Annotated in this window: 18 protein-coding genes; 1 reads left to right on the top strand and 17 read right to left on the bottom strand. The window is 54.7% G+C overall.

Translation table 11 applies throughout. The features are described 5' to 3' along the window. Positions 1 to 2 precede the first annotated feature (2 nt). The 11 genes from OUO13_RS10845 to OUO13_RS10795 form a co-directional block, all read right to left on the bottom strand. Positions 3 to 710, bottom strand: coding sequence for a M48 family metallopeptidase (locus OUO13_RS10845; RefSeq protein WP_283173906.1), 708 nt, complete (start codon positions 708 to 710; stop codon positions 3 to 5). Beyond that, complete coding sequence (locus OUO13_RS10840; protein WP_283173905.1) at positions 707 to 3,961, bottom strand: type I restriction endonuclease subunit R; 3,255 nt, start codon at positions 3,959 to 3,961, stop codon at positions 707 to 709. The genes OUO13_RS10845 and OUO13_RS10840 overlap by 4 nt, the downstream gene beginning before the upstream one ends. Then, positions 3,954 to 6,221 (bottom strand): RNA-binding domain-containing protein, encoded by a 2,268-nt coding sequence (locus OUO13_RS10835; RefSeq protein ID WP_283173904.1) that lies wholly within the window; start codon positions 6,219 to 6,221, stop codon positions 3,954 to 3,956. Before OUO13_RS10835 ends, OUO13_RS10840 begins: the two co-directional genes overlap by 8 nt. Further along, positions 6,221 to 7,480: a restriction endonuclease subunit S gene (locus OUO13_RS10830; protein ID WP_283174012.1), complete on the bottom strand. Its 1,260-nt coding sequence runs from the start codon at positions 7,478 to 7,480 to the stop codon at positions 6,221 to 6,223. Before OUO13_RS10830 ends, OUO13_RS10835 begins: the two co-directional genes overlap by 1 nt. Continuing rightward, positions 7,480 to 10,257, bottom strand: coding sequence for a type I restriction-modification system subunit M (locus OUO13_RS10825; protein ID WP_283173903.1), 2,778 nt, complete (start codon positions 10,255 to 10,257; stop codon positions 7,480 to 7,482). The genes OUO13_RS10830 and OUO13_RS10825 overlap by 1 nt, the downstream gene beginning before the upstream one ends. A 99-nt stretch (positions 10,258 to 10,356) precedes the next feature. Beyond that, positions 10,357 to 12,171: a glutamine--fructose-6-phosphate transaminase (isomerizing) gene (gene glmS / locus OUO13_RS10820; protein ID WP_283173902.1), complete on the bottom strand. Its 1,815-nt coding sequence runs from the start codon at positions 12,169 to 12,171 to the stop codon at positions 10,357 to 10,359. Between the two features lie 13 nt (positions 12,172 to 12,184). Beyond that, complete coding sequence (locus tag OUO13_RS10815; protein ID WP_283173901.1) at positions 12,185 to 12,988, bottom strand: DeoR/GlpR family DNA-binding transcription regulator; 804 nt, start codon at positions 12,986 to 12,988, stop codon at positions 12,185 to 12,187. A gap of 83 nt (positions 12,989 to 13,071) precedes the next feature. Then, a complete protein-coding gene (locus OUO13_RS10810) occupies positions 13,072 to 14,727 on the bottom strand; it encodes a GGDEF domain-containing protein (protein WP_283173900.1) in 1,656 nt (551 codons plus the stop codon). 177 nt (positions 14,728 to 14,904) lie between these two features. After that, positions 14,905 to 15,537, bottom strand: coding sequence for a thiol:disulfide interchange protein DsbA/DsbL (locus OUO13_RS10805; protein ID WP_283173899.1), 633 nt, complete (start codon positions 15,535 to 15,537; stop codon positions 14,905 to 14,907). A 181-nt stretch (positions 15,538 to 15,718) separates the two neighbouring features. Beyond that, entirely contained in the window at positions 15,719 to 16,321 is a 603-nt protein-coding gene (locus OUO13_RS10800) for a c-type cytochrome (protein ID WP_283173898.1), read from the bottom strand. A 45-nt stretch (positions 16,322 to 16,366) separates the two neighbouring features. Next, a complete protein-coding gene (locus OUO13_RS10795; RefSeq protein WP_283173897.1) occupies positions 16,367 to 16,669 on the bottom strand; it encodes a c-type cytochrome in 303 nt (100 codons plus the stop codon). 174 nt (positions 16,670 to 16,843) lie between these two features. Between OUO13_RS10795 and yihA the strand changes: the two genes are divergently transcribed. After that, positions 16,844 to 17,542: a ribosome biogenesis GTP-binding protein YihA/YsxC gene (yihA, locus tag OUO13_RS10790; protein WP_283173896.1), complete on the top strand. Its 699-nt coding sequence runs from the start codon at positions 16,844 to 16,846 to the stop codon at positions 17,540 to 17,542. Positions 17,543 to 17,891: 349 nt separating this feature from the next. On the opposite strand, the gene OUO13_RS10785 is transcribed toward yihA, so the two are convergent. From OUO13_RS10785 to OUO13_RS10760, 6 genes are all read right to left on the bottom strand, one after another. Further along, a complete protein-coding gene (locus OUO13_RS10785) occupies positions 17,892 to 18,074 on the bottom strand; it encodes a restriction endonuclease (protein ID WP_283173895.1) in 183 nt (60 codons plus the stop codon). Continuing rightward, on the bottom strand, positions 18,058 to 18,240 hold the full coding sequence (locus OUO13_RS10780; RefSeq protein WP_283173894.1) for a hypothetical protein: 183 nt from the start codon (positions 18,238 to 18,240) through the stop codon (positions 18,058 to 18,060). The genes OUO13_RS10785 and OUO13_RS10780 overlap by 17 nt, the downstream gene beginning before the upstream one ends. A gap of 188 nt (positions 18,241 to 18,428) precedes the next feature. Further along, entirely contained in the window at positions 18,429 to 19,826 is a 1,398-nt protein-coding gene (locus OUO13_RS10775) for a DUF6880 family protein (protein ID WP_283173893.1), read from the bottom strand. Beyond that, on the bottom strand, positions 19,823 to 21,103 hold the full coding sequence (locus OUO13_RS10770; RefSeq protein ID WP_283173892.1) for an RNA-binding domain-containing protein: 1,281 nt from the start codon (positions 21,101 to 21,103) through the stop codon (positions 19,823 to 19,825). The genes OUO13_RS10775 and OUO13_RS10770 overlap by 4 nt, the downstream gene beginning before the upstream one ends. Before the next feature lie 64 nt (positions 21,104 to 21,167). Beyond that, a complete protein-coding gene (locus tag OUO13_RS10765) occupies positions 21,168 to 22,718 on the bottom strand; it encodes a helicase-related protein (RefSeq protein WP_283173891.1) in 1,551 nt (516 codons plus the stop codon). Then, entirely contained in the window at positions 22,649 to 23,953 is a 1,305-nt protein-coding gene (locus OUO13_RS10760; RefSeq protein ID WP_283173890.1) for a DEAD/DEAH box helicase, read from the bottom strand. The genes OUO13_RS10765 and OUO13_RS10760 overlap by 70 nt, the downstream gene beginning before the upstream one ends. Positions 23,954 to 24,127: the final 174 nt, after the last annotated feature.

The following is a 24,127-nucleotide window of genomic DNA, read 5'->3' as shown; positions in this document are numbered from 1 at the left end:
GCTCAGATATCCAGGCTTGCTCCATGGTCACGCAGCCAGTTTTTGCGCTCGCGCCAATCGGGAAGAACCTTATCGACCTCGTTCCAGAAGGCATCGTTGTGGGAACGATGATGCAGATGGCACAACTCATGAACTACGATGTAATCGACCACTTTGCGCGGGGCCATCATGCACTTCCAGTGAAAATTCAAAGAGCCACCCGCGCCGCAGCTGGCCCATCGAAAGCCCATATTCTTCACCTTGATAGACCCGTGTGTCACCCCCACTTTGGGGCTGAAATACGCGACCCGCTGTTCAAACCGTTGAACGCCCTTATCGGTATAAAAATCCTGAAACGCTTTGCGGGCTTGCTCCAGCCCACCCGACTCAACCAATGAACGGCTCAGACAAAAACGTCCATCCTTCAGCATCAGCGGCGCATCCTGTTCCGACACCAGCGCCAGACGATACGAACTGCCGAGATATAAAAACGTCTCGCCGCCCACGAACTCGCGAGCGACAGCGGCAGCATTCAGATCACGCCACTCCGCCAGATTACGATAGATCCACAGACGTTTGCTATCAACGACCGCATCCACCTGTTCCGGGCTATAGTGCTGTGGCGGACGAACCACCACCGAACCATCTCGTTCAATAACAATGTCAGTGGTCTGCCGTGGAGTCCCCGGCATCAGCTGGTAATCAATATCCCGAACTCGTCGCCGGATCATGTGCCCAAACCTTTCAGTAATTCATCGTGACGATTTTTGGCCAGCTTCATGATTTCAACGGCCACTCGCTCACGGTTTTGCTTTAACTCAGCCAGCCCTGTCAGCGTCAGAGCCTTTTTGATTTCACTGCGTACCTGCTTCTGCATATCACTGTTTTCCCAGAAGTCGATACTGCCAATGCTCTGCTGAAGCACCTCAACCACGGCTTCCATCAGGGCTTTCATTTTAGCCCTGGCGTCGTCAGGCACGGTGCCGCCAAAGGCTTCGTTGGCGATGTGTTCATAGAAGGTGGTCGCCTCCTTGCTCATGCCGCCTTCACCCTGCGCACGCCCCTGAATCGCCACCGTCCGCAGCTTCTCCAGTTCGGCAGCCAATATGTCCCATTGCTCCTGATATTGGTCGATCAACTGTTCGACCTTCTCTGACAGACTCTGGTAAAACGCCGGGTCTTCGTCATGGTGAACCGTGCAATGCTTGCGAATGGCATGTTCCATTTCGCTGGCCTTGGCCTGGCTGTTACCGCCAGCATGCTGGTTCAGTTTTTCAATAAAATCTTCCGACAGCAGTTCAACCGGCGGCACTTTGGGATTAATCCCCAGGCTGATCAGGTGCTCATTGATCAGGTCACGGACTTTCTGACCCGCATCCCCGAGATCGAGCGATGAATCCTTGTAACGCTCTTTGGCGACTCGCTGGATATAACCCAGACGTTTGGCCGGAACGCGATATGGCTGCCCCGCAACATGCGGCAGGATGATATCCAGACTGCTGAGGAACTTCTTCAGGAAGACATCAAAGTCAGCCCGCAGCTTCTCGTCTTTCAGCAAGGTAACAGCGGCATGCACCACGGCGGCGTCGGCTTTGACATCCGCCAGTTTGCCTTCAAGAAACTCTTTGACCGACGCCACCTTGTTCTGTGAAAACAAGGTCAGAATGCGCTGATAACGCTCTTGCAGCACCGGCACTTCAGACTGGATATTCTTCAGTCCATCCACCAGCTCCTGCTGTTCATCAGTGGCGGCATACAGCTGGAGGGCATCCGTCAGGTTGTTGGTCAGGCCAACATAATCCACCACATAACCGCGCTGTTTGCCCTTTTTGACCCGGTTGGTTCGGGCGATGGCCTGCAACAGGGTGTGTTCACGAATCTTTTTATCGAGGTACATCACCTGCTCAATCGGCGCGTCAAAGCCGGTCAGCAACATGTCGCACACCACCAGAAACGCAATGCCGGAATACGGCTGTTCAGGATCATCAAAGGCGAACGGTTTGCAGAAGTTATCCACCGCGTTCCAGGCTCGGGCCTGTTTGCGGGCCTCGGTGACATAGGCCGGTTCATTGGTGCCGTCGCTGGAAATCACCACCGCCGCCTTCAGAAAACCGAGCTTGCCTATTTGCTCCTGATCCGGCGCGGCTTCGGCCTTCAGGGCCTCGACCTGTTCAGCCAGAGCCTTATGAATCGCCTTCTGGTAACGCACCGCCGCCAGCTTGGAATGACACACCACCTGCGCCTTGAAACCATTCGGAAAAATATGCGCCAGATAATGCTTCACCATATCTCTGGCAGTCGATTCAATACGCTTCTCCGCCTCAAGAATGTCGCCAGTGGCGCCGTACTTCTTCTTGATCGCCAGCAGCTCCTCATCGGTTCGATCCTTGAACAAATTCTCGAACGCCGTATCGAACTGATGCTTTTCGTTCAGCGCGGTATCCGCTGTGCGGCCTTCATACAGAATCTGCAAGGTGGTGCCGTCTTCCACTGCGTCCATCAGCTTGTACTTGTCGATGTACTCACCAAAACGCTTCACTGTGCGTTTTTCGCCGTGGCGTTCGGTAATCAGTGGTGTGCCGGTAAAGGCAATGCGGGCGGCATTGGGGAATGCCTCAAAAATATTTTCCCCAAGATCCGAGCCCTGGGTTCGGTGCGCTTCGTCGATCATCAACAGAATGCGGTCGGAATCGTTCACCACACCAAAGGTGCTTTTCCCCGGTATTGCCTGATACGTCCCCAGGGCTTCAGCCACCGCCAGCGGCAGGCTCTGATCGGCCAGCTGAAACTTGTGCACCATCACCATATTGATATCAGAGGTATCACTGGACAGCTCAGTTCTCAAGGCATGACGCGATTCAATCACATTGACCCGGCCACCGATCAGGGCAGCGGTTTCGGTGAGCTGCTCTTCCAGATCGGTGCGGTCATTGATCAGCACCACCTTGTAATCGTGCAGGTCTTTCGAGGAACGCAGCATACGCGCCACAAACACCATAGTGAGGCTCTTGCCGGAACCCTGGGTGTGCCAGACCACACCGCTTTTTTCTTCAGCGTTGCTGCCAGTGCGCAGCTTCTGCAGAATCTTGTTGGCCGCCCGGAACTGCTGATAACGACTGACCACCTTGATCCGTGGCCCGCCATCGGTATCCATAAACACCGAGCAGTTACGCAGAATGTTCAGCAGATTGGGCTTGTTGAGCATGCCACTGATCAGCTGCTGTTGCTGGTTCAGGTTGTCAGCGGTGCTGTCTGCTTGCGGCCATTGGGTTTTCCACGGGTAAAAGTGCTCTTCCCCCGAGGTAATGGTGCCGTAATCGGCTTGTAAGCCGCAGCTGCGAATCAGCATCAGACTGCTGTGAAACAGCCGTGGCTCTCCTTCGCGCAGGCCATCTTTTAATGTCTGCGGGCGACGGTTCATATAACGTTGCAATTGTGCGTAGGCTTCTGCCATCGGATTAGCGCAAGTCGGCCCGCCTTTTTTGCACTCCACCACAATCAACGGAATACCGTTCACGAACAGTACGATGTCCGGAATGATGAACTGCTTGACCGCCCCCGGTGTATCAATACGGAACTGGTTAATCGCCCAAAAGTGATTGTTTTCAGGGTTGGCGAAGTCGATCAGACGCACCACCGGGTCCTGCTCGCCGGTTTCTTCGTTGACGTCGACCTGGGCTTTAAACAGCAATTTCTGGATCGCCTCGTTGGCTTCCATCAGGGTTTTGTTGGGCTGGCGCAGCAGTTGCTCCTGCACATCCTGTAATTGTTTGTCCGTCAGCCAGGTTTTGCCTGCCGTCTGACCCGGATTGATCGCTGCTAACGCCCGGTTAAACACCTCCGGCAACAGCCACTGCCGAAAGCTGCCGCGCAGGCTTTTTGATGGGTCTGAAGGAATCTCCTGGCCCTGATCAATCACATTCCAGCCCAGCTCCTGCAACTGCTGCAAAAAGGGCTGTTCAACTTCCGTGTATTCAGACACCCGGTAACTCCTCATCATTGGCGGCCAAGGGCTTCGAACTTGCGATATAGGCTTGTCTTGGATCGGTTGGATTCTGTGGGAATGCCATTAACAAATGGCCTTTCTTTATCAGCGGGTTCACGTACTGATTGCGCAAACTATCGGGCTCTCGGGCAACCAGCTCAGCAAGACAGGAACGGGTGACATACTGATCGGTACAAAGAGCCAGAATCACACGTTGCATCAGTTCTGGCTTGATTCGTTGTTTTTGACGAGGTAACTGCGCTTGTTGTTCAAGACGCGACCACAAGGAAGGCTCCAACCGGGAAAGGTCGCACACAACCGGAGCTGGCAATAATTCAGAAACCAGCCTGCCGAACTCATCCCACTGACTTTCGAACACCGAATCGTTGTTAGCTAAAGAGCCGCTGATTTTTTCGTTATCTACAGAGCTGCGGATTTTTTCGTTATCTACAGAGCTGCTGATTTTTTCGTTATCTACAGAGCTGCGGATTTTTTCGTTATCTACAGAGCTGCTGATTTTTTCGTTATCTACGGAGCTGCTGATTTTTCCGTTATCTACGGAGCTGCTGATTTTTTCGTTATCTACGGAGCTGCTGATTTTTTCGTTATCTACGGAGCTGCTGATTTTTTCGTTATCTTCGGAGCTGACCGTCAAACCTTCGGAGCTGTGTAGCAGATCATTGGCGGCGGTCACACCCGAAGCCCCGGCAGTGCCGAACACCTGCTCAGGTGTTGGCAGATCCTGGCCGGTCAGGTGGTAAACCGCACCGCGCCCGTGACCAGCGATGCTCAAAAAGCCGCGCCGCACCAGATCGCGCAGGCAGAGGGTAATATCGTGGCCATGATCCGAGCTGATTTCGGTAATACGCTTGTGAGAAACGGTTTTTTCCGTGGCGGCAGTGGCGAGGATAATCCGCTCCAGCTCGCCCAGAGATAAAAACGCCTCCCCGAACTGCGCTGCCAGCCGCTCCAGCACACCAGCAGGCAGAAGCTCCAGCATACTCAGGATCAACACGGTCTGAGCCGGGTTATCGATTTCCATCAAGGCCGGGGCGCGCCAGTGCTGGCTGCGCCAACCTTCAATGATTTTCGGAATACCCGAGCCACCCCGTTCGCCCAAACCAATCATCAGAAACATCTGATGCATCGTGCGGTTACGACAGTCGGAATCGCCGCCTTCCAGCGCCCGCTCGCGGGGGATGCGCATATTGCCGGGGTTGCGGAAGCGAATGAAATCCGGGTGTTTTTCCACCAGTACCGACACGGTACCGGTGTAATCCGCATGCACCAGCGTATTCACCAGCGCTTCACGAATCGCCACATGCACCGGCGTGTCGTCCTGACGCTGGCCCTGTTTCAGCAAAAACGGCACTTTCAGCGACTCCGGATGGGTCAGCTTGGTATACACCGTGAGATAAAAATCGAACAGATTGCCGCTCCAGGTACCGTCTGGCACCACCCGGTCTATCCAGCGCTCAGTTTCGTCGTTACCCGCGTATTCGCGGTAATCCAGAAAATAATGGGGCACAGCATCCTGAATGGCGTCCCAGGTGCCAAACATCAGCACCCCGGCCAGAGTCAGGCCCTCTTCACCGGTCTGGCGATCACGCTGCCAGCCTTTGAGCATTTTTAGCAGGCCCAAATCATCCTCGTTCAAAAACGGATGCCCCGGACTTCTGGCGCTCAGACGCTGGCGGTAGATATTCAGGCTACGCTTGTCGATATCGTCGAGGCCGAAGCCTGTGAGGATTTTATTATCACGGGAGTCTTCCACCTGCTCGGCGAGCATGCGGCGCACGTCTTCGTCGGAGCATCTGCGGTCGCCTTCCTGCAAACGGCGGTAGGTGTGGCCCAGCGGATTCGGCCCCACAGACACCGGCTTTTCATGGCGGGTAGCCGGGCGCACGGTGATCTTGATAATCGACTTGCCCGTAACCTCCATCACCTCAACATCCTGATCCGTCACCAGATGGCAGCAGCTGATTTTTTGCGGGTTATTGAGGTTATTAAACAGCTCGGTGATCAGTTTTTGCGGTTCGGCGATGCCATAAGGGCGAAAGGTGCCGATGGGCTTTTCTTCGATACCCAGCAGAATCACGCCGCCGTGGGTATTGGCAAAGGCGCTGATGGTCGGCCAGACGTCGTGAGGAATCTGGCCCTGGCCGTCTTTGCCCGCCGCTTTTTTGCACTCCAGCTCGCTGGATTCCGATAAATCCAGCAGCCAGTCCGGTATCTGGGTGGAATCCAGCGTGGTCATCAGGCAGTTACCTCGCTGGCGGAATCGATGGAAACCGGAACCGTGCCGGTTAATAAATCGTGCATCAGGCCGGATTTTTGTTTGAGGAGTTTTTGAAGAAGCTCTTTTTCTCGTTCGATTCTATTCACCGAAGTCTCTATAGCTGCAACGACCATTGATTGTTCTTCAGTCGAGGGAAGCAATATTGGCATCGAGCCTAACATCGTTCGATTTATCGTATTTAGCCCTGAGCTAGTCGAGCAACTTCTTTCCCAATACTTTCTCGCATACAAGGAATTAAAAAAATACATTGCAAACATAGGTGCCATTACGGAACTACGTAAACGGAACAGGTGATTCTGAAACAACAAATCCTCTGCATCTTGGTTAACAATTGCACACCGGCCAATCTGCTGAACATTTGCATGGCCTTCAACAATTAATAAATCTAACCGTTTTAGTCGATACCGTAAGAAATCGTCCTTTGATGCTTCAAGTAAGGCCAAGTCATCTAGTCTTAGCTCTTCTGCGTATACATTCGCCACTCTCAGATAAGGCATAGGGCTTTTTGACGGACGACGGTGTGCTCCAAGAGTGATACCAGAGTCGATTTCGAAAAGCTCTAATACTGAACTCAACTCCCACTCCTTCGGTATCCATCCAATCGGGGTATGCTGATACAGCTCCGGGGCGTGTTCCCGTGGCGGGCGCAGTTGGCCGTCGGCTCCGATACCTCGGGTAAAGAGGTCGTTCATCAGACCCGCCTTGATCTGCTGGTATTTCTCGATCAGTTGCTCGGTTTTCTCAATCGCCTGATCGACGGTTTGCAAAATACGGGCGATTTTTTGTTGGGTTGACCGAGGAAAGTCGGGAACAGGAAAGCTGTGTAAATCATGGCTGGATATAGCTAAAAACGTTGATCCCTGACTTCGGCGATGCAGGAATGACGGATCGCTTTGCAAAACATAAAACAGAAACGCGGTATCAGCTAAAGCAGGGATAGCTTTAATCGCTGCCAAGCCTCGGCCAATACAATATTTCTGTTCAGCCCAGTTCAGAGTTCCAACAGGTGCTCGAACACTTATCAATATTGAATCTGGCTGTGATGTCCGCAATGGAGGTGCACAATAAGCTTCTGCAACGGGTGTTTGCCGACCGAACTCCGCACAACCTTGTAGGAATGGGACACCTTTCTCATCGTGATTTACATCCTGAGAGTCTGGAGATTGTCCCATCGTAATATTGGCGATGGCTCCTAACGAAATTGTATTCAACCTCATCACTCCGCCGCTCCTGGGCATCCCTGCCCTCGCGGCACTAGTGCATCCTGCACGTCGTACCCCAGCTCCTGCAAAAACGCCTGCAATTGCTGTGATGCCTGATCCCGTTCGGCTTCGATGGTTTTGGCGGTGACGGCGTATTTGTTCCAGAGGTTTTCCACCGCTCGAATACACTGGCGCTGTTCGGCTTTCAGGTAGTCGCGATAAATAGCCAGCAACAGGCGTTTCAGGCGGGCGCTGATCAGTGGCTGGGCCTCGGCCTGGCTGATTTTTTTGCGGGCGGCATCCACCAGTTCTTCACGTTTGCTGGCGGTGGCCTTGATATCGGCTCGCAGGGTTTTGACTTCGTCTTCCAGCTTTTTGTGGTTAGCCAGGCTGGTTTCGATGGTTTGTGCCCGTTGGTAAGCGCGCTGGCCTTGTTCGACGGCGAATTGTAGCTGGGCGACATATTCACTTTGATACAGCTTCTGTTCAGCCAGCTCGGCGATACGCAGGCCGTTGCTGAATTGCAGGTCTTTCAGGCCCAGACCCTCGGTACAGTAATAACCTTTGGCGTTACCTTTCGGGATCAGACCAGCGCTATTCAGTTCGGTAAACAGATTACCCGCCAGTGCCTTGATCTGTTTGAGCTGGGCTTTCCAGTCGGCGGTCAGGGTTTTTAATTCGTCTTTTTTGCTGGCCACTTCGTCGGCGGGCAATACGCCGGTGTCGTCGCTGTCTTCAAAGTCCTCTTCGCTGGCGGCGGCAAACAGGCTCACCAGTTCGTTCAGGCGGCTGCGATCCTGAGCATCCTTCTCCAGCACCTCCGGGTACTGGCTTTTGAGGATTTCATCATCCGGAATCAGCTCTGGCCCCCAACCACTGGAGGCAATGGATTTAAAGTCGGCCTTGAGGTCGTCCATATAGCTGGCCATGGCACCACGAATCTGGAACGGGGTTAACAGGGTCTGACCTTGCAGGTGCTGCTCCAGGCTTGTGATCAGTTGGCGGCGCATCACATAGACGTTACGCGGCATGCCCGGCTGTTGCGGAGCATCCGGTGCCAGCGCCTCAACAATTTTCAAACTGGATTGCCACCAGCTTTCCAGCCGGGCCATCAGGGCGTCGTTGGCCATCACCACACCGTCGTGGTCGTTGATCAGCGCGGCAATATCGCGCTTGTCGGTGAGTGCCGGAGCAAAATCCTGATACTGGCCATCACGGGGCACAAACAGGCTATGTTGCAGGCCAGCGTAGTTATCCCAGTAGTGTTGCAGGGCGGAGATTTCCGCTACTGGCACACCACCGTGCAGATGAGCACGCACGTCTTGCGGCTCTGGCGGCGGCGCGTTATCGACGTAACGACGGATATTGCAGTTGTAGCCTTCGGCCTTGATCTCGGAGACCGGCACAGCACGGGCATAACCGGGAATATCACCACCGTTACGGTAGGCATTGATGATTTTGTCGATGTCTTCCGGGCGCAGATGGTTCTGGGCCTTGCCTTCGCGGTATTCACGGTCGGCATTGATAAACAGCACCGAATCCCGCGTGGCCGCGCCGCTTTTGTTCATCACCAGAATACAGGCGGGAATGCCAGTGCCGTAGAACAGCTGGGATGGCAGGCCAATCACGGCTTCGAGCCAGCCTTGCTCAATAAAATACTGGCGCGCTTCGCGCTCTTCACCGCTACGGAACAGCACACCATGAGGCATCACACTGGCCAGACGGCCATCGTGTTTCAGCACCGCCAGCATGTGCTGCACAAACATCAGGTCAGCCTTTTTGCCCTTCTCCGGCATCATCACCGGAAAGCGGCCTGAAAATTTCAGGTCTTTTTTGATGTAGTTCTGGCTGAATGGCGGGTTGGCAACAATACGATCAAAACGGCGCAGCTCGTTGTTGTCGTCCATGTGTTGCGGTTCGCGCAGGGTATCTTCCTGACGAATATCGGCATGAGAGATGCCGTGCAGCAGCATGTTCATTTTGCAGATTGACCAGGTGGTGCCGATCTTTTCCTGACCGTACAGGGGTAACTGGCTGACGTTGCCGCCCTTTTCCAGCAGGTAGTCACGCATCTGAATCAGCATACCGCCGGAGCCACAGGTCGGGTCATAAACCCGCATACCTTCGTCAGGATCACAAAGTTCTACGCACAAACGCACCACTTCTGCCGGGGTGTAGAACTCACCGGCTTTTTTACCGGCGGAATCAGCGAAGTATTTGATCAGCCATTCGTAAGCGGCACCCAGCAGATCCGGGAATTCAAAGTCGGCATCACGCAGGGGGATTTTTTCGAAGTTCTGAACAAAGTCAGCCAGAGTATCGTCATCGAGGGTGCGCTGGCCGATCTTGCGGTTGAAGTTAATGCCTGTAAGAACATCTTGCAGGGCATCAAGGTTGGCTTCTTCAATGGCGTAGAGGGCTTTGTTAAGAGCGCTGCCTACGTTCTCTTTGACGTGTTTCAACGCCGGGCGCTGCACCAGACGGCGCCCACCGCCTTCGACGACTTCTTCCGTCCAGCCTTCATTCCAGCGCGCACGCGGCGGCACGTAGAAAAATTTGCCGGAGTAGTTATCCGGGTCATCGAGTTCGGTTTCGATGTCGTCGGCGTCCATGCCCTGAGCTTCCAGCTCGGCCCGCATGGCATTACGACGTTCATCAAACAGGTCACTGGCACGCTTGAGAAACAGCATGCCAAAAATGTATTCCTTGTACTCACTGGCATCCATGCTGCCACGCAGGTCATCACAGGCAGCCATCAACAGGCTTTCAAGGCGGGCAAGAGTAAGTTTCATAACACTCCGTCAAAACAGGCGCGGCCGGGTAAATGACCCGGCCATAAACCACCTATTTTTAACGGCTGACAACAGACTGTCGAGGCTTTTGAAAAGCGGTTACTCCACCGTCACTGACTTGGCCAGGTTCCTCGGCTGGTCGACGTCGGTGCCTTTGATAATGGCGACGTAATAACTCAGCAGCTGCAATGGCAGGGTGTAAACGATCGGGGCGATGAGGTCGTCGCAGTGTGGCATGGCCAGTACCTGCATGTTGGCGGCTGGTTCGATCTGGGCGGCTTCGCCGGCGAAGACGAACAGTTCACCACCACGGGCACGGACTTCTTCGATGTTGGATTTGAGCTTTTCCACCAGGTCGTTGTGGGGGGCTACCACCACAATCGGCATATCGGCATCGATCAGTGCCAGCGGGCCGTGTTTGAGTTCACCAGCGGCGTAGGCTTCGGCGTGGATGTAGCTGATTTCCTTGAGCTTGAGTGCCCCTTCCATGGCGATTGGGTACTGGTCGCCACGGCCGAGGAACAGGGCATGCTGTTTTTCGGCGAAACGTTCGGCCAGTTGTTCAATTGACTGGCTCATACGCAGGGCCTGTTTCACCAACGCTGGCAGGCTGGCAAGGGCGCTGCAGATGCGGGCTTCGGCCTGTTCAGCACCGGCACGGCCACGGGCCAGAGCGCCGGTGAGCACCAGCAGGGCGGTCAGCTGGGTGGTGAAGGCTTTGGTGGAGGCCACGCCGATTTCGGCTCCGGCACGGGTCATCAGTGCCATGTCGGATTCACGCACCAGTGACGATCCCGGTACGTTGCAAATGGTGAGGCTGCGGGCAAAACCCAGCTCCTTGCCACGACGCAGGGCGGCGAGGGTGTCAGCGGTTTCACCACTCTGGGAAATGGTCACCAGCAGGCTGTTCGGGCGCACTACGGGCTGGCGGTAACGGAACTCGGAGGCAATCTCGACGTTACAGGCGACACCGGCCAGCGCTTCGATCCAGTAACGGGCGGTCATACCGGCGTGATAACTGGTGCCACAGGCCACAATCTGGACCTGATCAATATCACTGAGGTCACCCAGCAGTTCGGCGTTGATCTGGCCGTTGTGCAAACGACCTTCGAGGGTGTTGATAATCGCCTGTGGCTGCTCGTGGATTTCCTTAAGCATGTAGTGGCGGTATTCGCCTTTGTCACCGGCGTCGTGTTCCACCGTACTGTCGCTGATTTCGCGTTGGACCGGCTGGTTCTGGCGGTTGTAAATCTGGACTTGCTTGCGGTTGATGTCGGCAACGTCACCTTCTTCGAGGAAGGCAAAACGACGGGTCACCGGCAGCAGCGCCAGCTGGTCAGAGGCAATAAAATGTTCACCGATACCATAACCGATCACCAGCGGGCTGCCGGAACGGGCCGCAACCAGACGCTCCGGTTCACGGGCATTCAGCACCACCATGCCGTACGCGCCGTGCAGGCTCTGACGGGCGTTCTGTACCGCCACCAGCAAATCGGCACCGGCGCTGACTTCACGAGCAACCAGGTGGGCAATGACTTCGGTGTCGGTCTGGGAGGTAAATACGTAACCCTGCGCCTGCAGCTCGGCACGCAGGCTGGCGTGGTTTTCGATAATGCCGTTGTGGACAACCGCGATGTCACCCGACACGTGCGGGTGTGCGTTGGCTTCCGATGGTTCGCCGTGAGTCGCCCAGCGGGTGTGGGCAATGCCCAGACCACCCGGCACGCCGATTTCGGCGGCGGCATCGGCCAGTGCCTGTACCTTGCCCAACCGGCGCAAGCGCTGCAGCTGGCCATGGTTATCCAGAACGGCCACACCGGCCGAGTCGTAACCGCGATATTCCAGGCGGCGCAAACCTTCCAGCAGGATTTCGATTACATCACGTTGGGCAACCGCCCCGACAATGCCACACATGCTTTAACTCCATTCACGCAGACTGGGTGGAAATGCTGGCACAGAGTACCCGCACTCCCATGGATTCAAGGGTACGACGTGCTGCCTCGGGCAGGCCGTCGTCTGTGACCAGGCAATGAATTTTTTGCCATGGCAGTTCAACGTTGGGGATACGACGCCCCAGTTTGGCCGACTCCGCCATCACCACCACTTCTCTGGCGACATCTGCCATCACCTGGCTCAGCCCCAACAGTTCGTTAAAGGTGGTGGTGCCACGTTCAAGGTCGATACCGTCACAACCGATAAACAGACGGTCAAAATCGTAGGAACGCAGCACTTGTTCGGCGATACGGCCCTGAAAAGACTCGGAATGCGGATCAAAAGTGCCGCCGGTTAACAACAGGGTGGTATCGTTACCCAGCGCCAGTACCGGGTTCAGCACCCGCAGGGAATTGGTCATCACCACCAGGCCACGTTTGTTGGCCAGATGTGGAATCAGGGCAGCGGTGGTGGTGCCGAAGTCGATCAGGATACGCTGACGGTCGGTCACCAGACTGGCCGCCAGGGTTGCAATAGCTGACTTTCGGGCCGAAAGCTCGGGGCTGATATCGCTGACCAAAGACGCCAACGCCGGGGTTTCCACAGCCGGTTGCCATGGCCAGGCACCACCATGGCGACGCACCAGCAGACGCTGTTGCTCCAGGGCAGAAAGATCCTTGCGAATGGTCACTTCCGAGGTATTGAGCTGCTGGGCCAGCCACTCCACCTGTACTCGTCCCTGCTGTTGCAGTTGCTGGAGAATAAACTGGTGGCGGTCAGCGGCAGAAAGTTTCGACATGAAAGCCTTCTTTCGTTTCAAAGAAGGCGACAGCATACCAGAGCACACCATTACAACAACTGCCCATTGGCAGCAGTGATGGATCAGTCCGGTGCCACCATCAGGCGGTTACGGCCATTGGCTTTGGCCTGATAAAGAGCGTCATCAGCGCGCTGGAACAGCTGCTGTGGCTGTTCATCAGGACGGGCGCGGGCAATACCAAACGACAGCGTCAGACTGACCCGCTGCCCCTGAAAATGCCAGGGTACCGCTTCGATAGCCGCCCGCAGCTGTTCAATCGCCTCGGTAAACCCAGCGCTGTCACCACCGACCCGCAGCAAGGCGAATTCTTCGCCGCCCAGACGACACAAAAACGTACCGTCAGCCAGCTGCTGGCGTAACGTCCGCGCCACCAGTTGCAACACACGGTCGCCAGTCTGGTGGCCCCAGGTATCGTTGAAGCGTTTGAAATGGTCGATATCGGCGATGGCCATCCGCAGCGGGTGGCCTTGTTGTAACTGATACCAGTCGCGCCGCAGGCGTTCCTGCCAGGCAGCCCGATTGGGCAAACCGGTCAGGGCATCGTGCAGAGCCTGGTGCCGCTGGCGCGCCAGTTGCTGCCGAATACGCCCGGATTCCTGCTCCAGGCTTTGCAGGCGTTCCTGCATCTGCGCCACCTGCCCGGCCCAGTATTGTTCGCGCTGCTGTTCCTGCTCGCTGAAGTCATTCATGGCCAGCAGAATCTGCTGCAACTGTTGTTGTACCCGCGCGCCCATCAGGGCCAGATCACCACCACCGGTGACCAGCGAACGAATGTCTTCCACCCGCTCGTTTAACACCAGACTGAACTGCACCCGGCTCTCACTGTTATGGCTGCTGTCCGCCACCAGGCCTTGCAGCCGTTGCAAGTGCTGATCGAGACTTTGCAGGAAATGCTCCATCCCCTGCTGGCCGTGTTCAATACAGGCAAAGACCAGCGCCGATGCCTGCTCCAGTACGGGCACCAGTTCGTACCAGTTGAGATCCTGCTGCAAGCGCTGGTTGAGCTGATTGGCCTGTTGTTGCTGATGGCCGGGAATGATCAGTCGTTGCATCAGGCCTTGCAAGGTTGCGGTGACGTCACGGGCAATACGGGAAAAACCGGGTTCCGGTTGTGAATGGCCAGCAGGAGCCGGGCGCGGGGTTAACCAGCGGCCGAACCAGCCACTGGCCTGTTCCAGCCAACCATTCTGATCAGCCTGCTCGTTGCTGCTTTGGTTACCAGCAACATCGCCTTCTTGTTCCGGCCGCACCAGCTGGCAACTGAACCTCACCCAGTCCTTTAACTGCTGGCGACAGCCATTGGCATCCCCCTGCCACTGGCGAGCGCGTTTACGGATGCCCTTGAGCTGACGTTTCAGCGCAGCAGGCAGTGGCGCCTGCAGCAGTTGTTCACAGGCCCGATCAATGAAGTCGAGCAGTTGCTGATGCTGTTGTTCACTCTGCTCACCCGACTGACGAATCTGTTGTTCCAGTTGTTCCAGCAGGGTATCGGGCAATAACGGCACCGTGTCGGAACCGTCCAGGCGCAGACTGTCACGCAATTGCCGCAAGCGGGTATCAAGCTGGTCGTCCTGGCCTTCGGCCAGCAGGCTTACCATCATCAAGGCCCGCCGTAAGCGGGTCTGGATGTTCTGTACCTGTTGCTCCGAGGCTTCCTGCTGCTCCAGCAAGGCCAGATATTTGTCGCGCCACCGGTCGGGCTCGTTTCGGGTCACCATACCACCTGCCTGTGTGAACTCAGACAGAGTATAGAAGTTGGTCGCGGGGCTGCCGGGCGGTGAGCGTCAGGAATGGAAAAGACGGCCATCAGGCAGGGCTGCCACGACGGAATGGCGGAAATAAAAACGGGCGGCCTGAGCCACCCGTCGGGAACATTCCAAAGCACAACGCTGCGCTTATTTGCCTTTCAGGGCAGCACGTTCCTGTTCGATCAGCTTGTCGACCACAGAAGTCATGTTTTCCTGACCACCAGCAGTAGAAGCGCTCACAACGTATTTGCCCTGAACAATCAGAGCCGGAACGCCGCTGATGTTGAAAGAACGGATACGCTGGTCGCCCTGTTTCATACGGCTTTTTACGGTGAACGAGTTGTACGCCTTGTCGAAGTCTTCGGCTGATACACCGCCATTTTTCACCACGAAATCACGCTGTTCTTCCTGGGTCAGCAGACGCAGCTTGTCGATGTGCAGCGCACGGAACAGGGCGGTATGCAGTTTGTCTTGCAGGCCCAGGGCATCAACGGTGTAGAACATCTGGGCATGAGATACCCAGGCACGGCCAAACATGGCAGGTACACGGGTGAACTCAACGTCCGCTGGCAGGTTTTTTACCCAGGGCTCCAGCGTGCTTTCCAGATGGAAGCAGTGCGGGCAGCCATACCAGAAGGCTTCTTCCACGTGCACCTTGCCGTCGGCCATGACGGGTACAGGCTCAGGCAATACATCGTAAGGCTGGGAACCTTCAGCAAACGCCTGGCTTCCAATCAGCAGCAGAGAGGCGGCAATCCATCGCTTCAGCAGCGCAGTCATACAAATCTCCAAAAGGGTTCAGTTGGCTATTGGATTCATTCTCCCACAAAGGTTCCCAGCCGCACACCCGAGTGACAGCCTGTTGCAAGCACAGGATCAAACGGCAGGAGCATTTTTGCGATTGAACAGACACAAAAAAAGCGGCCGAAGCCGCTTTTTTGATACTACCGAGGGTAAACGATTAACGCAGACCCTGGATGTAGGAAGAAACTGCCTGAATCTCTTTCTCGTGCAGACGGGAAGCGATGTCACGCATCATCTTGTTGTCGCCGTCGTTGGTACGTTCGCCCATGCTGAACGCATGCAGCTGCTTGGCAGTGTAGGCGTCGTGCTGACCAGACAGTTGTGGGAAACCAGCCAGAGCTACGCCCTTGCCGTCTGGACCGTGGCAAGCCATACAGGCTGGAACGCCCTTGGACTCAATACCAGCGCGGTAGATTTTTTCACCCAGCTCAGCCAGTTCTTCCTTGGCACCACCACCAGTGGCGTTCTGGGAAGAGAAGTAGGCAGCGATGTCAGCAATATCAGCGTCGCTCAGGTTGGCAACAATTCCAGACATCTCCAGGATCTGACGACGACCTTCACGAACATCGGTGATCTGTTTGATCAGGTAACGTTCGCCCTGACCGGCAATTTTCGGGAAGTTCGGAGCCATGCTGTTACCGTCAGCGCCGTGGCACGCAGCACACAGAGCAGACTTGGTTTTGCCAGCTTCGGCATCACCAGCGTGGGCAGCGGACATCAGTCCAGCCGATACGATCAGGCTAATCAACAGGTTTTTCATCGTCAGATCCAGTTAGTGAGTGAATTCTTCTTCGCAGCTCGGCGATTATTTGGCAGTAGACATATAGGTGATCAGCGCCTTGTAATCGTCAGCAGTGCAGTCATTACACATGCCGCCCTTTGGCATAGCATTCAGGCCGTTGGTCACGCTACCGACCAGAGTGTCCATGCCTTTTTCCAGACGTGGAGCCCATGCAGCGGCGTCGAACGCTTTCGGAGCACCCGCCACACCCTGAGCGTGACAGAATACACAAGCCTGATTGAATTTTGCTTCAGCGTCGATTGCATTAGCGTTCAGGGACAGGGTTGCAGCGGCCATAGCAGCCATCAGAGCCAAAGTTTTGGTCATGTGAATCTCTCTCTTTTTTTGGTCGAATTATGAACAAACCTTTTCGAGCAGACCATTTCGACCTGCTGAAAATGAGTCCGGCCCTGAAATCCGCGTCCTGTGCTAGACTGGTCGCACCTTCAAAGGCCCAGCATTATATATCATCAAAAACCGGACGGTCATTACGTTTACCCTATGTCGAATCAGGATTCATTGACTTATACCAAGGCACATTATCTGCGCAGTGCCGCTACCTTGAGCCAGTGCCCGCCGGAAATTTTCCGTGAAGTGGCCTTTGCAGGGCGCTCAAACGCTGGTAAATCCAGCGCTCTGAACCGTCTGACTGGCCAAAAGAAACTGGCGCGCACCAGTAAAACTCCCGGTCGCACGCAGCTGATCAACTACTTCCAATTGGGTGATAGTCCATTGGCACTAGTCGATTTGCCGGGGTACGGTTATGCCAAAGTACCAGTCGGTGTAAAAAACGCCTGGCAAAAAGAGCTTAGCAATTACCTGCAAAAACGGGATGCGCTGGTCGGTCTGGTTCTGTTGATGGATATTCGCCATCCGCTGACCGAATTCGACAACGCCATGATCGACTGGGCCAAGAAGTCCGGCATGCCGCTGCACCTGCTGCTGACCAAATCCGACAAGCTCAAACGCGGTGCCGCCAAGGCAGCCTTGCTATCGGTACGCAAGGCAGTGGCTTCTCTTGGCAAACAGGTCACGGTTCAAACCTTCTCTTCACAGGACGGTGATGGTACCCAGGAACTGGTTGCCCGCCTGAACAGCTGGTTTATTCCAGCGGAAGACGTTGCTGAAGAATCCGCTGCCGACAACGCCGCAGCGGAAGCACCTGCCGCAGACAACAGCGATCCGACTCCAGAAGCCTGATTCCTGTACGGATAACATCGCTAGTGGTGTTATCCGTGCGGTTTTATCCCCCACCACGTCTCCCGGCAATTATTCCGCCTCACCTGCCGCTCTGTGAATTTAACGATCGTTCACATACCGAAGCAGCCCGTTACAAAAATCCCCGAAAAAACTGCACACAAACCCGGCCAACTCTGGCAAACCGACTATAGTAAAAGTGTTCCCTCTGGAACCGAGTGGTGTAGCCATTCATCTCTTCATAGGTAGTTCATCCTTCGATGATTCCCCCGAATCCGAAGTTGACCCGGCCGTTTGCCCCCAATGACGTCCGGGTCTTTTTTTGCATTCTTCTCGACTCCTTGATGTACATTCAACCGTGCTCCAGAACCTCCGCAACCGACGTCGCAACGCGGTAATCAACCGCATCCAATGCTCGGAAGTGTGCTTCTCCACAGCGGATTTTCAGGTTTTCATCGCGACGCCGCAGGTCAGCATCGTGAGTCGATTTGGTTTCCCGAATCAGATAGACCTTCTTGTCATCCTCCAGAACCAAAGCCCAATCGGCAGGGTTTGAGCGTGGCCAGACTGGGTTGCTGGATCACTTTCAGGCAATCGCGTTTACCTGGCCATTCCATGCCGTAGCGTTCACGGTGGTTGTCATAAATTTCGCTGAATTCACCGAGCTCAGCTTTCAGCCGCTCGAAGTCGATGGCGTGCACCAGCTCGCCGCTGGCGTTGCGGGTTTCGGTGAAGACACCCGGGAACAGCTGCCTGAGTTCCTGCTTGCGTTGTTCGCTGATATTCAGCGAAGAGCCGTCAAACAGGTTCGGTTCGGTTCGGTTCGGTTCGGTTCGGTTCGGTTCGGTTCGGTTCGGTTCGGTTCGTCATAATCAATCCATTTCCTGAATTACAAGCCCGGCACATGCTTCCAGAAACTTTTCTTGCGGCCGTGTTGATCTTTTAATTGCGCCAGATAGCTCTTGTCATTCGGATGCTGCGCATAACGTTTGATACGTTTTGCCAGTTTCTGCTCGTTAAGCAAATACCCGGCGGCCTGGGCATAACCCGCGGTTCGGCTATTACGAAGAATGTCATCAATCAGAATCCGATAACACAGCGCTGCTGCCAACCAGTATTGGCTATACTCAAATACTTCCCGCCAGATGTGTACCTGTGCATAACGCAGGCGGTCCATGTCTTTGTCTTGCTGAATCATGATCTCAGCCGCCAACGGATAATTGCCGGTGACGATCGCCATATCCACCGCTTCACTTAACAGAGAATGCTGCCGTATATGTTTGTTGATCACGGGTTGTCTGGCCTTGCGAGTTTCCTCATCCACTCGTTCCCACCATGAGAGCAAAACGCCAGTTTCCGGATCGCGCTCGAAATCATGCCAAATCTCATCGGCATCACACGCAACAGCCTGCGCAACCTGCAGCAGCTTTTCTGCTTCTTGTCGTTGCTGCTGCATTTGCCAGTGTTCAGGTCTGAGCCAGTATTCCGCTCGCTCACGAGATCCCAGCGCAATCGCCGTATGCACCAACACGGTCAATTGCTCGTCGTTGGGTTTTATTCCAGACAGTAATACGGATTTTTCAACCAGCGAGAAGTCTTTGAGGGCCATTCCAACTGACTGCAACCCGATCATCGCCGTACTCAGTTCATCGAGAGACGTATCATCTACTGCGTTCGAGTTCCGGATAGATGCACGAAGGTCTTTTTCAAATCGCCATGCCAGCTGTTGCAGTTCAGCCACGCTCAGCAAACCGCCCGAGTTGGGAAGTAGCTGGTCAAGACAACCGAAGGGGTTATGCTCAAAGTGGTAGGTAACGCGCTCCTGCCAATCAATGGATTGCGGATGGATCTTGCGCAGTCGGGTAGCGATATCCAGCCACAGATCCGCTGCGTCGCCAAAAAGATCCAATAACATGCCGTCAGAATCATTCATGCGGGCAAACAAGGTATGTTGCAGCTGCAAAAAGCGTTCAATGCACTTAAAAGCCTGCAGCTGATCAGACAAGGTGCTGATCTGATCAAGTAAACGATGAAGAGCCTGGAGGTCTGATGCTGAACTGCGTCGCGGCCTGCGGTCGTTTGCCATGTTTTGCCAACAGTCCAGCTCGTGCAAAATCAGATCTGGCAGATCATCTTTGAACAACGACTCTGACTCCTGTGTGTCCGCCACCGGTTTGATCAAAGCATGGATCATCTCCTCTACAGCAGGATCGAGACTGGCTATATCCTTGATCAACTGGATCAGTTCATTTTTTTTCAGCGATTGCAGCCGGGTATGCAGACTCATGAATGAATGTCCTTGTGAGCAGCCCAAATGGTCAATTTAAGTTCGTCATCAATCAGCTGGTACTGCGGTTCCCGGCCACTGAGTCGGAGGCTGTTGTTGATAATTTTCGGAACGCCTTCGCCACGTCGCTCAATAAGGGCTTGCCGACCCGTTTCTTCCCGAGCGCTGTAATAACGACTGAGTAAACTGACCAGCGCTTCGTTACGGGTAACGGTGTTTTCCATCAGGCCGTCGAGGGTCAGGCTGTTGGGCAATGCGCCGGGGCTGAACAGTTCCAGACGATCGGCAAACAGGTGCAAACGGATACGTCGCCCCGTCATGGAATAGTCGCGGTGAGCGACGGCGTTAACGATCGCTTCGAACACAGCGCCCAGATCGTATTGGGGAATATCGATACGGCCAATTTCCTTGGTGGCAGCAACCCGCATATTACGGCGCACAAAATCGAAGGCTGCGTTGATTTGCTGATCCAGAGGGCCGCTTTGATCCTGGGCGTCGAGCTGGTCGTTGGCGTCGCGTTCGCGTCCCGAGTAGGCAACACATTGAATGTAAGCGTTGCTGAGCCATTCCGTCGGGTTGGCGGTCAGCAACAGCACGCCGCATAACGACAAGCCCCAGCGCTCTGGCGAGTCAAGCGGGGTAAAGTCATCTTCGGCGGTCAGGTGCAATTTGCGAAACTGCTGATGCTCCGGGGTGCCGGTACGCAGGAAACGCTGTTTGAGGCCGGGGTCAATATTCTCCAGGCTGGTATCAGTCACCAGGGTTTCATCAAAGCGGATCAGGCGTGACTGGGAGCGTTGCTGAAACAGGCGCGCCAGCACATCCGGCCGCATTTCCTGCTTGGTGGAACCAATACGCTGGTAGTAACGACCGGCGCTCTGATGTACCGAAATGCTGCGTGGAATATCCACACAGATGACGGTTTTCATGTCACCTGCGCGGTTCGGCAGTTGCACCCGACGAGTGTGGATACGTACCGGTGGATCAATCTTTTGCTGGCTGATGGTTACGATCCATTCTTCAGTCATCGCAACCTTGTCATCGTCGATACCTTCAACATCGCGGGTTTTATCGTTGACCCCCAGCACCATGCGCCCACCCATGCCATTGGCGAAAGCGGCAATTTCGTTGGCCAGTTTGTCTTTATCCGGAGCGACCGGCTTGTTGCCCTTACCGTTATCCGAAGAAAACAGCACCGCCTTGAATTTGATGCTGGAGTCTTCTCCCAGTCGAACGTAATACAGCAGATCTTTGGCCAGTTGTTCTCGGCTAATCATGGCAGCAGCTCTCGTGACGCGATTCAGATAAACATTGCGAACTTGCCGCAGTCCAGACCGCGTATTATCGCAGTTCCCATTCGATGGTAAACAGCACCTCGGCACGGCTGTTCAGTTCCAGTCTGGCACTGACATCGTCCAGCAGTTCGTCTTCCTGTTGTTCGATGTCTTTTTTGGCCTGATGGTAGCGGCTCAGGGCATAGTCACGTTGGCGTTCCAGTTTTCGCAGGTGTTTTTTGGCTTCGACTTTTTCCCTGGTAGAAGGCAGGCTGCGGGATTCTTTTTTGAAGGCTTTGATCCTGTCATCCAGCTCGTCGACTTCGCACATCAATGCCTTGCGTTTATCTTCGGCCCAGCGTTCCAGCTTGTAGCTTTCCTGCTCCAGATATTCGTCCAGTTGTTGCTCGGTTTGGCGGCGGTAACGCTCCTGCTCGAAGTTCAGCCAGCCCTGGAATATTGAATCATCAACATATTCCAGAGGAACAACAGCCGCTACCGGAACCCGTAACAGGTGCTCCGCGGTTTTTAGTGGCAAATGCTGGCCATCGTGAGTGGTGGCCAGAACCAGCAGATGAGTTTCCTGCGATTTCCCATGGTTAAAGGAAAAGCAAAGATTAACCAGCTGCAGGGTTCCTCGCTGACCCTGCCAGGGTTGAAGGTCGGCGTATTGGCCCTGCAACTGCTCATGATGAAACTGCAAGCGGGCAGGCTGCAGAGACCTCTGCCGGGCGCGCCGGATCAGTTCCCAGGCCAGGTGATGTTCATTGGCCTGCAGCCGGAAAAATTCGGAGTCATGGCTCTGGACATTGGCCCAGCTCAGATCAAAGCGCCTGCCGTCATAATAAAAATGATTGCGGCCAATCTCGGCATCCGCCAGCTCGGCAGAGGCCAGATCAAGCAGGACCTGTTCGTACTCTCGCAGGAAGTCGTTACTCTCATCGCGCAACGTTTTCAGGTTGGACACTACGTCACGATCAAAGTGATCCAGCAGTGCCTGACGGGCATTTTCTTCTTTAACTTCGAGCAAGGGCGCCATGTCGGCTTGCAGGCGATCAAATTCGCGCTCTATGTCCTCGTCACTTCGACAGTTCTGGAAAATAGCAAAGATGCGCTTCTCAATATCAATGTTGCCGGATATAGCGCCCAGAATCTGATCCGATGCCCCAAAGACACCTTCGAACAGATTCAGTTTTTCATTCAGTAACTGAAACACACGTTGATCCGCCGGGTTTTTACCGTTAACAAAGTTCACCACCACGACGTCATTTTTCTGGCCATAACGATGGACCCGGCCGATACGCTGTTCCACTTTCTGTGGATTCCAGGGCAGATCATAGTTGATCAGAACCGAGCAGAACTGCAGGTTGATACCTTCGCCACCGGCTTCGGTGGAAATCAGAATCTGCGCTTCGTCGCTGCGAAAATGTTCAACAATGGCGGCTTTCATATCAGCGGTTCTGGAACCACTGATACGCCCGGAATGCAGATGCCGACTTTTCCAGCGCTGATAAATAGCGCTGGAGCTGGCATCCTTGTTGGTGCCATTCAGAAGAACGGTTTTGCCTGCAAAGCCATTGGCTTCCAGCAGCTGTGCAGATACATCTGGGTGCGGCAAGACTCCGTAAAGACCACCGCTTTGCGCTGGCCACCGAGGCTATCGGTCATGGTCAGAGCCTTATCCAGCACGGTCAGCAGGGCGCTTCCCTTGGCATTGCTGGAGATGCCGGTTGCCAGAGTCCGGAAGTCTTGCAGCTGCTCAATTTCCTGAGCCAGGCGTTGTGCCCTGGCATGAGGCTCCATGTCTGAACCCAACCGCTCCGATGATGGACTGGCCAGACCGTCCCTGTCGTTCTCATGGTCGTCGTCACCGGAAAATCCGGCATCCAGCCAGTCATCAGCCTCTTCCAGATCGTCCAGCAGACTTTCGTCCAGCACCTCCTGACGCTCCAGGGTCAGGCGTCGGATCATGGTTTCCAGGGTTCCGGCAATGGCAAACGAAGACGATGCCAGAATCTTGCGCAAGCCCATACACACCAGCTGCCGGGCTTGCGGCGCAATGGCCAGCGATTGGGAGTCTTGCAGGTATTCGGAAAACTGCCGGTATAACTGCCATTCGTCATCCGATGGGGTAAAGTCCTGGGTCAACGAATAACGACGGGTAAAGTTGATTCCGCCTTCTTCCTGGACCTGACGACGCAGGGTGCGATGACACAGGGGCTCGATCCGTTCTTTCAGATCCTGAAGGTCGGCTGCGTCGTTACGACGATTGATGTACGCGGAGCGAAACGACTTTTCGTCACCGAAGTAATGTTCATCAATGACCTTGCTAAGACCATACAACTCCATCAGGTTATTCTGGATCGGTGTCGCGGACAGCAACAAGCGGAAGTCGGTGCCATCGGTCGCGGCGACGATGTCTTTGGCACGCTGACTGCCTTTTTTCTGGTACAGGTTACGAAGCTTGTGAGCTTCATCCAGCACCACCAGATGCCAGTCAATCAAGCGGCAGCGATCTTTCTGGCGAGCGACATATTCGTAAGAGGCGATGACGATTTGATCCTCTTGCCGGAACGGATTATTGACCCCGCCCTTTTTGAGATCGGCCGCGATCTTGCTATCGATAATGATGGAAGGCAGCTCAAATTTTTCAGCCAGTTCCTGGGACCATTGCTTCCTCAATGAGGCCGGAACGACCAGCAGAATATTGCGTTTATGCTCCGCCCATTTCTGGGCAATAACCAGGCTGGCCTCGATGGTTTTACCCAGTCCGACCTCATCCGCCAGCAACACCCCCTTCTGGAGCGGCGACTTCAAGGCAAAACAGGCGGCATCCACCTGATGAGGGTTCATATCGACACGCGCAGACGCCATGGTTTTGGAGATGCGATCCTGCTGCTGACCCGCCTGAGTCAACCAATAAGCGAAGTACTTGCTTTGGTAATCGGAAACTTCTGAGCCACTCTTCCACCCTGTCGATTCGTGTTATCAGCCAATCCATTATGTCAGTTTAATTGAGTCCGCAGT

Origin of the sequence: Parathalassolituus penaei (genome assembly GCF_026626885.1) — a bacterium.
Lineage (GTDB): Bacteria > Pseudomonadota > Gammaproteobacteria > Pseudomonadales > Oceanobacteraceae > Oceanobacter > Oceanobacter penaei.
Note: the sequence above shows the minus strand (reverse complement) of the source record. Positions and strands in the feature narration are given on the sequence as shown.